The following is a 13,476-nucleotide window of genomic DNA, read 5'->3' on the forward strand; positions in this document are numbered from 1 at the left end:
CTCCCAGCCTATGCGCCACCGGCCCCGGCCTTGCTCCTCGCGACCACGCCGCTCCCGGCCCAAAGGCCGGGACTCATCCGCCGTCTCGATCCCGCTCGGGCGGGCCGGCAGGCGTCTCCTGTCCGCCCACCTTCTCCGACGTCCTCTCCTGCGGCAGCGCCCACCAGGTGAGCAGGGCGATGGACCAGCCGATGAGCGCGCCGGCGAGGGTGTCGGAGAACCAGTGGACCCCGAGGTAGATGCGGCTCCAGCCCATCAACGCGGTGAACAGCAGACCGCCCGCCAACGCCCATCCCCGGCGGCCGGGCCACACCGCGACGACCGACATGGCGAGCACCGCCGCGTAGGCCGTGTGCCCCGAGGGGAAGGACGCCGTTCCCGTCTCGACCAGCTGCTGGAGTGGACGTTCCCGGTCCAGCAGCGTCTTGACCAGCGGCACCGTGACCGCCGAGGTCACCAGCCAGGCGACGGCCACCAGCAGGGCGGCCCGCAGGCGACGGGTGACCAGGAGCGGGATGAGCACCCCCGCGAGCAGCACCGCCCCCCAGGGACGCTGCCCGATGTAGTCGAGGAAGACCGCGACCGAGGTGAGGAAGGGGGAGCGCGTGTCACGGGCCGCGTCGGTGATCGCCTGGTCCGCGTCTTGGAAGGGCGGGGCCGCCACATCGGGGAGCAGCACGACCACCAGGAGCAGGAAGGCCAGCAGCAGGGCCAGACCGGACAACAGGGGAGCACGGCGGGTGATGGGAGACTCCTTTCTCACGCGGACACGGGCGACGCGGATGGTACCCGCTGAGAGGCGGGACAGTCACCGCCCGCGCGAGCGCGTGCCCCTAGCGTTTGCGGGCGAGGACGAAGGCGATGTCGTCGCCGCGTCCCGCGGGGGTGAGGTCGGCCAGCGACGTGGCCGCCGCGTGCAGGTCGGTCGCCATGTTCTGCAGGGCCACCCCCACCTGCCGCAGCCCCTCCTCCATGTGCAGCTCGGAGCTCTCGACGAGACCGTCGGAGCACATCAGCAGGGTCTCCCCCGCCGCCAGGCGGCGGGAGGTGACGGGATACTTGCTGTCGCCGTCGACCCCGACCGGCGGTCCGGTCTCGGGCGCCCACACCTCGAAGCTCTCGGAGGTGGCGATGATCGCCGGCGGCTGGCCGGCCCACGCGGCCTGCATCTCCCCGTTGTTCAGGTCCAGCACCAGGTAGCCGCAGGTCGCGAAGACGATCTCGCCGGTCTCGCTCAGCAGACGGTTGGTCTCGGCGAGCACGACCCCCGGATCGATCTGGTTGGTCGCATAGGCGCGGAAGGCCACCCGGATCTGCCCCATGGCGGCGGCCGCCTCGACCCCGTGGCCCTGGACGTCGCCCACGACCAGGCCGATGCGGTCACCGGGGAGTTCGATCGCGTCGTAGAAGTCGCCGCACACCCGCCACCCGGCGCGCGAGGGGAGGTAGCGGACCGCGATGTCGAGGTCGGGGAACTCCGGAAGCTGAGGCGGGAGCATCCGGCGCTGGACGGCGTCGGCCAGCTCCAGCTCGGCCTGCTGGTGACTGACGCGCTGGAGCGCCTGTCCGGCCAGCCCCGCCAGGGTGAGCATCAGCGCCCGCTCGTCGGGGGCGGCGTGGTGGGGCTGGTTCCAGGAGACCGCCCACACGCCCAGGGCCACGCGACTGTCGCCGAAGACCGGGACGATGGCCCAGGACTGCCCCTCCACCCGGTGCAGCAGCTCCTCGGTGTCGGGGAAGCGGTCGAGCAGTTCGGCGCGGCTTTCGAAGAAGCGGGGCTGCCGGTCCTGGAGGACCGCTCCCACGGGCAGGGAGGGATCGTCGGCGGGCCGGCCGTCGATCATCCGGACCGCCTCGCTGACGGAACCGCCCACGGGACGGACGGTGAGTTTGCCGTCCTCCACCAAGACGATGCCGGCCGCGTCGCTGTCGAAGATCGGCGCGAACTGCTCGGTGAGCAGACCGGCCACCTCGTCCACCGTGGTCGCGGAGACGAGCTTGGCGGCGAGTTCGTTGACCCTGCGGCCCTTGGTCGCCTCGATCCGGCGACGGTCGGCCAGGCGCCGCACGAGCTGGACGTGTTCGGTGACGTCGTCGACGACCCCGACGAGGCGGGGGCCGCCGCTGTCGAGGTATCTGGCCCGGGCGTGCAGCCAGCGTTCCTCACCGACCTGGTCGAACATCCGGAATCGCTGCTCGTAGTCGCGTCCCTGATAGGAGGCCTCCATCGCGTCGCGCAACCGCGCGATGTCGTCGCGGTGCACCCGGGCCAGGCACTCCTCCAGGGTCCGGTTGTCGCCGGCGAGCAACCTCCCGAGAGGGGAGGGGCCGAACAGCTCGCCCAGCTCACCGGTTGACAGGTCCAAGGTCCACAGCGCGGTGTCGGAGTTCTCGGTGCGCAGTTCGGTGACGGCGCGCAGCATCTCCTCGTCCCGCATGGGACGGTGGCAGACCACGACGAGCCCGGCGGCCGGACCGGCCTCCTCCCCGCCCCCGTCGAGCGGGCACGGCTCGACGATGACCCGGGGTTGGGCGCCGTCGACACCGACCAGGGTCAGACTGCGCTGCGCCTGCTGAGGGGCTCTGTGCGTGGCGGCACGGTGCAGCTCCCACGCCTGTCCCGGTTCGGAGAACAACTCCGGCCACAGGCAGCCGGCGATCTCGTCCGGGGTCCGTCCGACGAGCTCGCCGAACGCGCGGTTGGCCAGCAGGACATGGCCCTCGTGGTCGACGACGAACATGGCCGCCGACGCGCGCCGGAACGCGGCGGCGGCCGGGTCCCCCGCGCCCGCCGCGAAAGCCGCACCGGTCATTCCCCCGGAACCGGCGAAGCCATCGGTGATGCCGGTTGTGCCGTTCACGTATAGATCATCCCTGTGTCGTTACGGATGTCCCGCCCACCTCAGCGGGGTCCCCCGAGAACATCCGATTCGGCTTAGTTTAACGACATGGTCACCCGTCGGAGCAGGTGAGGAGCGCCCCGATTCGGCAACACCGGCCGGCGCCCGGATTCCCACTCGCACAGATCATTTCACTACACCGGGAACAAAACGCGGCCGGACGAGATGAATACAAGCGAATCGCCGGCCCCACCCGGCCACCATTTGCCGAAATCGTTACTCCGGCGTGACTCCGGCCGGAGCGGAAATATCCGATGACCCTTCCTGTTCTCCGGACCGAAAGTCCCTACCGGAAACCCGCCACATCGGACCGGGCACGGCGGCCTCCCATCGGGAACCGCCGTCCCGGTGCCGCGCCCGGCAGGCTCCGACCAGGGCCGGCGAGGAGGCCACGGGGATGACGACGGCCGAGGGCGACCCCCCGCCCAAGCAGAGGCCGGACCGCGCTCCCCGGCCGCGAGGCGTCGTTCCCGTCCGGGACCGACGGGGAGCGTCTTTCGGCACACGCCCATCTGTTCTTTCCCCGGACGGCCGCCGTGGAAGGGGGAAACCCGCCCCCTCGTTCTGGCACTTCAACGCCATTCACGGCATTACGGGACGGCCATTGGTCACCGTTGGGGGACGGCCCCGAATAGACGCCCTGGGACACCGGACCGCCACACATCAAAATCGAAACGGTGCGAAGTGGCGGCGTCACCCTCTGAAACACCTCGGCGCTTGCGCGACCATCGAATGGCGACGGGCGATTCGTCCCCCTATGCCGCCCCACACCCGTTATCCGAGACTCCCGGGAATCCGCTCCCCTGATCATCGCGCCGTCTTCGGTGCTGCGGAACGGCGGCGCGGGCGGACCACTGTCGCGCCGCTTTGCGCCACGGCCGCCCGCAGCGACCGGGCTCCCGCCGTCACGGACGGACGAGACGTCCGTCCGTGACGGCGGGCGGGAGAGGGATCAGGCCTCGTCCTCGGGGACGAAGTCGATGCCCGCCTCCTCACGCTGCTCCGGCGTGATCTGCGTGGGCGCACCGGTGAGCGGGTCGCCGCCCGACGCCGTCTTGGGAAAGGCGATCACCTCGCGGATGGTGTTCTGCCCCGCCAACAGCATGACCAGGCGGTCCCAGCCGACGGCGAGGCCGCCGTGCGGCGGCGGGCCGTACTTGAACGCCTCCAGCAGGAACCCGAACTTCGTCTCGGCCTCGGCCTTGCTCAGGCCGATGACGTCGAAGACCCTCTGCTGCATCTCGGCACGGTGGATACGGATCGAGCCCGACACCAGTTCGTAGCCGTTGAGCACCAGGTCGAAGGCGCGCGAGTTGGCCGCGCCGGGGTCGTCCTGGAAGGTGTCCTCGACCTCGACCGCCGGCGCCGTGAAGGGGTGGTGGACCGAGGTCCAGGTACCGGGCTCCTCACCCTCCTCGAACAGGGGCATGTCGGTGATCCACAGGATCTCCCAGCGGGATTCGTCGATCAGGCCACAGCGTCGGCCGATCTCCAGCCGGGCCGCGCCGAGCAGCTCCTGGCTCGCGGCGCGCTGCCCCGCCGCGAAGAAGACGGCGTCCCCCGGACGGGCGCCGACCCGCTCGGCCAATCCGGACCGCTCCTGCTCGGAGAGGTTCTTGGCGACGGGCCCGCCGAGCGTTCCGTCCTCCTGGACCAGCACGTAGGCCAGCCCCTTGGCACCGCGGGACTTGGCCCACTCCTGCCAGGCGTCGAGTTCGCGGCGCGTCTGCGTGGCCCCACCGGGCATCACCACGGCACCGACGTAGGGGGCCTGGAAGACCCGGAAGGGGGTCTCGGAGAAGAAGTCGGTCAGCTCCACGAGCTCCTGCCCGAAGCGCAGGTCCGGCTTGTCGGAGCCGAAGCGGTCCATCGCCTCGGCGAACCTCATCCGCCGGAAGGGGCGGGGCAGTTCGACGTCGCGGATCTCGCGCAGGAGCCGGCTGAACAGCTGCTCACCGATGGCGAAGATGTCCTCCTCGTCGACGAAGCTCATCTCCAGGTCGATCTGGGTGAACTCCGGCTGACGGTCGGCACGCAGGTCCTCGTCACGGAAGCAACGGGTGAGCTGGTAGTAGCGCTCCATGCCGCCGACCATGAGGAGCTGCTTGAACAGCTGGGGCGACTGGGGCAGCGCGTACCAGTTCCCCGGCTGCAGGCGGACCGGCACCAGGAAGTCCCGGGCCCCCTCGGGGGTGGAGCGCGTCATGTAGGGCGTCTCGACGTAGACGAACCCGTTCTCGTTCATGATCTCGTGGGCGATGTAGGTCGCCTTCGAACGGATCCGCAGGTTCTCCGCCATCTCCTGGCGGCGGATGTCGAGGTAGCGGTAGCGCAGCCGGGTCTCCTCGGCCACGTCGCCGGCCCCCTCCAGCTGGAACGGGAGCGGGGCGGCCTCGCTGAGAACCTCGATCTCGCTGGCGACGACCTCGATCTCGCCGGTGGGGATCTCCGGATTCTCGTTGCCCTCGGGGCGGACGCGCACGGCGCCCGTCACCTTGATGCAGTACTCCGAGCGGAGGTCGTGGGCGAGGTCGTCCTCACGGACCACCACCTGGACGACGCCCGACGCCTCACGCAGGTCCAGGAAGACGACCCCGCCGTGGTCACGGCGCCGGGCCACCCAGCCCGCCAGGACCACTTCGGCGCCGGCGTCGTGCCTGCGCAGCGCGCCCGCTTCATGTGTGCGGATCAACGGTTGCTCTCCTTCAACGTTTCCTCGTCTGTCTCATGGTGCCTGACACGCGAAGGGCCGACCCCGGAGATCGTGGGGCCGGTGCCGCTATCTCGCCCGCGCGGCAGGCAGGGGAAGGCGTGTGGGGAGCCCGTCGGCCGGGTGTCGTTCGTCATCTCTTCGCGTGGTGGTCGTGGAGCGGGTATCCGCCGCCGGGTCAGCGGCCGATGATGTCGCGCAGGAAGGGGTTGGTGGAGCGCTCGCGGCCGATCGTGGTCTGGGGGCCGTGGCCGGGCAACACCGAGGTGTCGTCGGGCCTGCTCAGGCAGACCCGCTCCAGGCTCCGCAGGATCTCGGCGTGGTCGCCGCCGGGGAAGTCGCTACGTCCGATCGACCCGGCGAAGAGCAGGTCCCCGGTGAACATCACCTCGGGACGCTCCTGCGTGGCGGCCAGCGCGTAGACGACGGACCCGGGGGTGTGGCCGGGGGCGTGTTCCACGTCCAGCCGCAGCCCGGCGATCTCCACGGGCTCGCCACCGGGGATCTCGACGACCTGTTCGGGCTCCTTGGGCGCCCCGGGCCCCAGCAACGACGTCACCTGCGCGGCGAGCGCGGGGTCCAGCCCCCTGCCGGGGTCGGTCAGCAACGCCCGGTCGGCGGGGTGGATGTAGACGGGCGCGGAGTGGGCGTCGGCCAGCTCCGCCGCCGACCACACATGGTCGAAGTGCCCGTGGGTGAGCAGCACCGCCGCCAGGGTGAGGTCGTGCTCGGCGAGCAGGCCGGCGACTCCGCCGGCCGCGTTCTGGCCGGGATCGACGACGACGCAGGGCCCGCCCTCAGCCGGCGCGACCACGTAGCAGTTCGCGGCGAGCGGCCCGGCGGGGAAAGCGGCGATGAGCACGGTGGGCACTGACCTCGTTTCCGTCTGGTGGGGAACAGGCGCCGGCCGGCGTCGGCGGTCGCGCCGCCCGCCGCACCCGGGAAGAACGCTGTTCCTGTGCGAATAGGAAGCCTACCGAGGTCGAGCGATCGGGGCGACCAGCCGAGGAGGTCTGCGTCGGGCAACAGCGCCGCGGCGGAGCCGATCGCACCGATCATCACCATTCGATCACCACGGGGGGCTCGACCCTTTGCCAAACGGCGTGGTGGTGTCATATTGGTCCATGCCCGAAACGGCACGTGTCTCACGTGCTCCAGGCGGGCCCGCCGCACGGCGCGACATCGCTCCGTCGCGACGTGGCCACCCTCTGTCGCGGCACGCCGGGACGCGCGTGGGAGATCACCGAGAGTGCGATGGCGCAGGTCGATAGCAGCGGACCCATATGGATATCGTGCATAGTCACGATGGACCGCGCCCGGTCACGGCGGTGGACCGGGGCGATCACGCCAGGTTCTGTCACGACCACACGGACCTGACGAACAGAGTCAGGCTCATCACAGCAGGAGGACACGGTGACCACGGACCCCTGGGGCCGCGTAGACGACGACGGCACGGTCTACGTGCGCACGAGCGAGGGCGAACGTGTCGTCGGGTCGTGGCAGGCCGGCGCTCCCGAAGAGGCCCTGACCTTCTTCCGGCGCAAGTACGACGCGCTGGTGACCGAGGTCGAGCTTTTGGAGAAGCGCCTGCGCACCACCGACCTGGCCGCCGGCCAGGCGCTGGCCAGCGTGGACAAACTGCGCGCCACGGTCCGCGAGGCCAACGCCGTCGGTGACCTCGACGCGCTCTCCCGCAGGCTGGACGCGCTCGCCGAGCGCGCCGAGGAACGCCGGGTCGAGCAGAAGCACGCGCAGGAGCAGGCCCGCACCGAGGCCCGCGACATCAAGGAGCGCATCGTCGCCGAGGCCGAGCGGGTGGCCGAGGAGACCACCCACTGGAAGTCCGGTGGTGAGCGGATGCGCGAGCTGGTCGAGGAGTGGAAGGCCGCGCCGCGCGCCGACCGCGCGACCGAGCAGACGCTGTGGAAGCGGATGTCCACGGCCCGCAACGCCTTCTCCAAACGGCGTAAGGCCTACTTCGCCGGGCTCGACGAGCAGCGCGGCCAGGTGCGCGCCGAGAAGGAGCGGATCGTCGCCGAGGCCGAGGCGATCGCCGACTCCACCGACTGGGGCCCCACCGCCTCGCGCTACCGCGAGTTGATGCAGCAGTGGAAGAACAGCGGGCGCACCGACCGCACGAGCGAGGACCGGCTGTGGGCGCGTTTCAAGGGCGCCCAGGACCGCTTCTTCGAGGCGCGCAACGCGGTGTTCGCCGAGCGCGACGCCGAACTGAGGGTCAACGCCGAGGCCAAGGAGAAGATCCTGGAGGAGGCGCGCGCCGAGCTGCTGCCGGTGCGCGACCCTCGCGAGGCACGCGCGCGACTGCGTGACTACCAGGAGCGCTGGGAGGCCGCGGGAGCGCTGCCCCGCGACGCCCGGGACCGTCTCGAGGGCGCGTTCCGCAAGATCGAGGACGCGGTGCGCAAGGCCGAGGAGGACGAGTGGCAGCGCACCAACCCCGAGGCGCGGGCCCGCGCCGAGGCGACGGTGACCCAGCTGCGCGACTCGATCAGCCAGCTTGAGACCCGGCTGGAGAAGGCGCGCACCGCCGGCGACGCCCGCAAGACCGGCGAGCTGGAGGAGGCGCTGACCGCCCGCCGCTCCTGGCTGGAGGAGGCCGAGAAGGCCCTGGAGGAGATGAGCTGATCCCCTCCCCCGCGACGCCGACGGCCCGCTCCCTCCCGGGGGCGGGCCGTCGGCGTGTGGGCCCTAGTTCCTGATGCGGTAGACGTCGTAGACGCCGTCCACGCCGCGAACCGCCTTGAGCACGTGCCCCAGATGGGTGGGATCGGCCATCTCGAAGGTGAACCGGCTCAGCGCGACACGGTCGCGGCTGGTCTGGACGGTCGCCGAGAGGATGTTGACGTGCTGGTCGGACAGCACCCGGGTGATGTCGGACAGCAGCCGGGTACGGTCCAGCGCCTCGACCTGGAGGGCCACCAGGAACATGGAGTCCTCGGTGGGCTGCCACTGCACCTGGACCATGCGCTGCGAGTCGAGGTGCTTGGTGTTGACGCAGTCGCTGCGGTGCACCGAGACCCCGTTGCCACGGGTGACGAAGCCGACGATCTGGTCTCCCGGGACCGGGGTGCAGCACTTGGACAGCCGGACCCAGACGTCGGAGTCGCCTTCGACCACGACGCCGGGGTTGCCCGCGGGACGCTGCCGGACCCGCGAGGAGCGGGTGGGCAGCGACGTCTCGGCCAGGTCCTCCTCGGCGCTCTCGATCCCGCCGAGGGAGTCAACGAGCTTTTGGACGACGCTTTGGGCGCTGATGTGGCTCTCGCCGACGGCCGCGTACAGCGCGTCGACGTCGGAGTAGCGCAGGTCGTGGGCGAGCGCGATCAGGGCCTCGCTGCTGAACAGGCGCTTGATCGGCAGCTCCTGTTTGCGCATGACGCGGGCGATGGCGTCCTTGCCCTGTTCGATGGCTGCTTCCCGGCGCTCCTTGGTGAACCACTGCCGGATCTTGTTGCGCGCCCGCGCGCTCTTGACGAAGTTCAGCCAGTCCTGGCTGGGGCCGGCGTCGGGGGCCTTGGAGGTGAGGATCTCCACGGTCTCGCCGTTGTTGAGCTGGCTCTCCAGCGGTACCAGGCGCCCGTTGACCCGCGCCCCGACCGTGCGGTGCCCCACCTCGGTGTGGACGGCGTAGGCGAAGTCCACGGCGGTCGCCCCCTGGGGCAGCGAGATGACATCGCCCTGCGGGGTGAAGACGAAGACCTCCTGCACCGACAGGTCGAAGCGCAGCGACTCCAGGAACTCGCCGGGGTCCTTGGTCTCCTGCTGCCAGTCGATGAGCTGGCGCAGCCAGGCCATGTCGCCGGTGCCCTTGGACCTCCCGCCGTCCTTGGCGCCGCCCGCCCGGTCCTCCTTGTACTTCCAGTGCGCGGCGATGCCGTACTCGGCGCGGCGGTGCATGGCGCGGGTGCGGATCTGCAACTCGACGGGGTTGCCCGCGGGGCCGATGACCGTCGTGTGCAGCGACTGGTACATGTTGAACTTCGGCATCGCGATGTAGTCCTTGAACCGGCCCGGCACCGGGTTCCAGCGCGCGTGGATGGTTCCCAGCGCCGCGTAGCAGTCGCGGACGCTGTCGACGAGGACGCGGATGCCGACGAGGTCGTAGATCTCGTCGAACCCGCAGTTGCGGGCGATCATCTTCTGGTAGATCGAGTAGTAGTGCTTGGGGCGCCCGCGCACGGTGGCCTTGATCTTGGCCTCGCGCAGGTCGGCCGAGACCGCCTCGATGACGTCTTGCAGGTAGACGTCGCGGCGGGGCGCCCGCTCGGAGACGAGCCGGGCGATCTCGTCGAAACGCTTGGGGTACAGCGTCGCGAAGGCGAGGTCCTCAAGCTCCCACTTGATCGTGTTCATGCCCAGGCGGTGGGCGAGCGGGGCGAAGATCTCCAGCGTCTCGCGCGCCTTCTTCTCCCGTTTGGCCTGCGGGAGGTAGCGCAGCGTGCGCATGTTGTGCAGCCGGTCGCAGAGCTTGATGACCAGTACCTTGATGTCGCGCGACATCGCGACGACCATCTTGCGCACGGTCTCGGCCTGGGTGGCCTCGCCGTACTTGACCTTGTCGAGCTTGGTGACCCCGTCGACGAGTTCGGCGATCTCGTCGCCGAAGTCGCCGCGGAGCTGGTCGAGCGTGTACTCGGTGTCCTCGACCGTGTCGTGGAGCAGGGCCGCGGCCAGGGTGGGCTCCTGCATGCCCAGTTCCGCCAGGATGGTGGCGACGGCGAGCGGGTGGGTGATATAGGGGTCGCCGCTCTTGCGTTTCTGGTTGCGGTGGTGGTAGGCCGCCACCTCATAAGCCCGTTCGATGAGCCGGACGTCAACCTTGGGATGGGTCGCTCTGACGGTCTTGATGAGTGGTTCGAGCACCGGGTTCATGGTCACCCCCCGCTGAGCGCCGAGTCGCGCGAGTCTGCGGCGTACTCGCACGGTAGAGGACGGACCGGGTGGTGTGGTGGAGGCGGACCGCTCATGGTCGGGCTGTGCGCCGTCTCCTTTCGGGGTGGACGTGTCGCCGGGAGCTCCGGTGGACAGGCAGGGCGCCGCGGATTCCGCGGCGCCCTGCCGACACTCCTGTCCCGCTTCCCCACCCGGCGGAAGGGATTCCCGGGGCTGTTCACGCGAAGGCGCGGACGGCTCGGTTCGCGCGGCGACCACCTTGGTTGAAACCGCTTCACTTCGCATGACTACCTCCCGCGGTCCACCCCGGCGATCGCCGCTCGGATCGCGCCGGGTGGGCCGGGCCGATCCGGTCGGATCCTTGACGGGGGTCGGCCTACGTCACCCGGCGACGGGGGACGTCCTCGTCACCCCGGCGTGCCGGTTCCATCTCTGCCGTGAGCGGTGAGCTCACCCGGTTCCGACGCACCGCTGCGATGCTCTGGCCTTCCCACCAGTCTAGCGCCCGGCGCGCTGACGTATCCGCACGTCGACGCGCTCCCGGAGAGGCCGTCCATGAGGTCGGCGGGTCAGACGCTGGTAAGGGCGCGCAGCTCCACGTCGGACAGCTTCTCGCGTCCCTTGAGGAAGCCCAGCTCCATCAGGACCGAGAATCCCACGACGGTACCACCCGCCCGCCGGACCAATTCCACCGCGGCCCGTCCCGTGCCCCCTGTCGCAAGCACGTCGTCGACGATGAGCACACGGTCGCCGGGGGAGATCGCGTCGGTGTGCATCTCGACGGTCGCGGAACCGTATTCGAGATCATAGGTCTCGCGCAGAGTGCGCGAGGGCAGTTTCCCGGCTTTGCGGACCGGAACGAAGCCCGCGCCGAGGGCCAGGGCGACCGGGGCCGCGAGGATGAACCCCCGGGCCTCCAGCCCCACCACGTGGTCGACCTCTCCAGCGTGTCCCTCGGCGAGGGCGGTGACGACCTCGGCGAAGGCGACAGGGTCGGCGAGCAGCGGGGTGATGTCCTTGAACAGCACGCCGGGCTTGGGGTAGTCCGGGACGTCGCGGACCCGTGCGGAGATGAGTGTGGACAGATCGCTGGACATGGGGCCTTCGGGGTCGTTTCGGCGGGGAACATGACAACGGTACCGGCCCGTACGGACCGGTACCGGATGGAGACGGGTCAGGACCGGGGGGCGTCTGGACCGTTGTTCGGTCCGTCCTCGTCGCCCGGGCGGTTGCCCGGGAAGTCCGGCCGGTCCTCGACCGGGGTGTCGTCGTCGGCGGCCGGAGCGTCCTTGGGGGAGACGATGTCGCCGACACCGGCCTTGAGCATCCGGATCCGGGTGCCGGGGGAGATCTCCAGCTCGACCTCGTCGTCGCGGACCTCGACCACCGTGGCGAAGATGCCGGCCTTGGTCAGGACCTCCGTGCCCGGGGTGAGCGAGCTGTGCATCTGGAGCTCCTGCTGACGGCGCTTCTGCTGGGGGCGCCAGAACAGCAGGTAGAAGACCACGATGACGAGGAGGAACATGATGAGCGGCTGGAGCAGACCAGCACTGGTCTGGCCTTGCGCCGCAAGAGTGTCAAAGCCCTGCACGGGGCGTCCTTCCTAGAGTTCTGCTTCGGCCGCCGGGGTGAGGGTACGGTACGCGGCCGGCACGTCCTGCTCCAACGAGCAAGAGCCCCGACACGTTCCCCCGTCCCCCATGGAATTCCATGGTCCTGGGCGGTCCTTCCCTGGTAGGAGAGCCCCATCCGGGCCGCGCGGTCGGCACGGCGTCCCCAGACCGGGACATCGTCCCTGGTCCCAGCCTATTCGGCCGGCGCAAGTGTGTCCGCCGTCCAAAGTCGCGGGCCCGGGGCCGCCTCACCCGCCGGTCTCCCCCTCGGGGTCGTCGAACAGCGCCGCGGCCCCGAACGCGGCATCGGGCGGCGGGGTGAGCCCCATGTGCGCCCACGCCTCGGGGGTCGCGACCCGCCCCCTGGGCGTGCGGGCGATGAACCCCGACCGGACCAGGAAGGGCTCGGCGACGACCTCGACCGTCTCGGGCTCCTCCCCCACCGACACGGCGAGGGTGGACAGCCCCACCGGCCCACCGCGGAACCGGCGCAACAGGGCGTGCAGCACCGCCCGGTCCAGGCGGTCCAGCCCTTCCTCGTCCACCTCGTAGAGGCTGAGCGCGGCACGGGCGACCTCCAGGGTCAACCGGCCGTCCCCGCGCACCTCGGCGTAGTCGCGCACCCGGCGCAGCAGCCGGTTGGCGATCCGGGGTGTGCCACGGGAGCGGCGGGCGATCTCGACCGCGGCGTCCTCCTCCAGCGGCGCGCCGAGGAGTCCGGCCGAGCGGTCGATGATCCGCCGCAGTTCCTCGGGGCGGTAGAAGTCCATGTGCGCGACGAAGCCGAACCGGTCCCTCAGCGGAGCCGGCAGCAGCCCGGCCCGGGTGGTGGCGCCCACCAGGGTGAACGGCGCGATGTCGAGCGGGATGGCCGTCGCCCCGGGCCCCTTGCCGACGATGACGTCGACCCGGTAGTCCTCCATCGCGACGTAGAGCATCTCCTCCGCCGGCCGGGCCATCCGGTGGATCTCGTCGAGGAAGAGCACCTCGCCCTCCTGCAACGTCGACAGCACCGCCGCCAGGTCCCCCGAACGCTCGATGGCCGGCCCCGACGTGATGCGCAGCGGGGCGCCGAGCTCGGCGGCGATGATCATCGCCAACGTCGTCTTGCCCAGGCCGGGCGGCCCCGACATCAGGATGTGATCGGGGGCCCGGCCGCGGCGCTGGGCGCTGCGCAGCACCAGGGAGAGCTGTTCGCGGACGCGCTCTTGTCCGACGAAGTCCTCCAGCCTGCGGGGGCGCAGCGCCCCCTCGATCGCGCGTTCGTCCAGGTCGGCCTCTGGGGACACCACGTCCCGTTCGTGCTCGGCCATGCGCCGGCACCTCCTTCGCTGTGTCG

9 protein-coding genes are annotated in these 13,476 nt (G+C 70.6%); 1 reads left to right on the forward strand and 8 read right to left on the reverse strand.

The genetic code is table 11. The annotated features are described in order from the left end of the window. Nucleotides 1-73 precede the first annotated feature (73 nt). The 4 genes from B5D66_RS17620 to B5D66_RS17635 form a co-directional block, all read right to left on the reverse strand. Nucleotides 74-763 (reverse strand): phosphatase PAP2 family protein, encoded by a 690-nt coding sequence (locus B5D66_RS17620; RefSeq protein ID WP_159457286.1) that lies wholly within the window; start codon nucleotides 761-763, stop codon nucleotides 74-76. A 70-nt stretch (nucleotides 764-833) separates the two neighbouring features. Then, nucleotides 834-2,813 (reverse strand): SpoIIE family protein phosphatase, encoded by a 1,980-nt coding sequence (locus B5D66_RS17625; RefSeq protein ID WP_078763046.1) that lies wholly within the window; start codon nucleotides 2,811-2,813, stop codon nucleotides 834-836. A gap of 1,039 nt (nucleotides 2,814-3,852) precedes the next feature. Beyond that, a complete protein-coding gene (aspS, locus tag B5D66_RS17630; RefSeq protein WP_078762877.1) occupies nucleotides 3,853-5,592 on the reverse strand; it encodes an aspartate--tRNA ligase in 1,740 nt (579 codons plus the stop codon). 196 nt (nucleotides 5,593-5,788) lie between these two features. Beyond that, nucleotides 5,789-6,472: an MBL fold metallo-hydrolase gene (locus B5D66_RS17635; protein ID WP_078763047.1), complete on the reverse strand. Its 684-nt coding sequence runs from the start codon at nucleotides 6,470-6,472 to the stop codon at nucleotides 5,789-5,791. Nucleotides 6,473-7,023: 551 nt separating this feature from the next. Between B5D66_RS17635 and B5D66_RS17640 the strand changes: the two genes are divergently transcribed. Continuing rightward, nucleotides 7,024-8,256 (forward strand): DUF349 domain-containing protein, encoded by a 1,233-nt coding sequence (locus tag B5D66_RS17640; RefSeq protein WP_078762878.1) that lies wholly within the window; start codon nucleotides 7,024-7,026, stop codon nucleotides 8,254-8,256. Nucleotides 8,257-8,319: 63 nt separating this feature from the next. On the opposite strand, the gene B5D66_RS17645 is transcribed toward B5D66_RS17640, so the two are convergent. From B5D66_RS17645 to ruvB, 4 genes are all read right to left on the reverse strand, one after another. After that, nucleotides 8,320-10,503, reverse strand: coding sequence for a RelA/SpoT family protein (locus B5D66_RS17645; RefSeq protein ID WP_078762879.1), 2,184 nt, complete (start codon nucleotides 10,501-10,503; stop codon nucleotides 8,320-8,322). 590 nt (nucleotides 10,504-11,093) lie between these two features. After that, nucleotides 11,094-11,621 carry an adenine phosphoribosyltransferase gene (locus tag B5D66_RS17650; RefSeq protein ID WP_078762880.1) on the reverse strand — a complete coding sequence of 176 codons (528 nt, stop codon included), beginning with the start codon at nucleotides 11,619-11,621 and terminating at the stop codon, nucleotides 11,094-11,096. Between the two features lie 77 nt (nucleotides 11,622-11,698). Beyond that, nucleotides 11,699-12,115 carry a preprotein translocase subunit YajC gene (yajC, locus tag B5D66_RS17655; RefSeq protein ID WP_078762881.1) on the reverse strand — a complete coding sequence of 139 codons (417 nt, stop codon included), beginning with the start codon at nucleotides 12,113-12,115 and terminating at the stop codon, nucleotides 11,699-11,701. 270 nt (nucleotides 12,116-12,385) lie between these two features. After that, nucleotides 12,386-13,450 (reverse strand): Holliday junction branch migration DNA helicase RuvB, encoded by a 1,065-nt coding sequence (gene ruvB / locus B5D66_RS17660; protein WP_078762882.1) that lies wholly within the window; start codon nucleotides 13,448-13,450, stop codon nucleotides 12,386-12,388. Nucleotides 13,451-13,476: the final 26 nt, after the last annotated feature.

Origin of the sequence: Marinactinospora thermotolerans DSM 45154 (genome assembly GCF_900167435.1) — a bacterium.
GTDB classification, from domain to species: domain Bacteria; phylum Actinomycetota; class Actinomycetes; order Streptosporangiales; family Streptosporangiaceae; genus Marinactinospora; species Marinactinospora thermotolerans.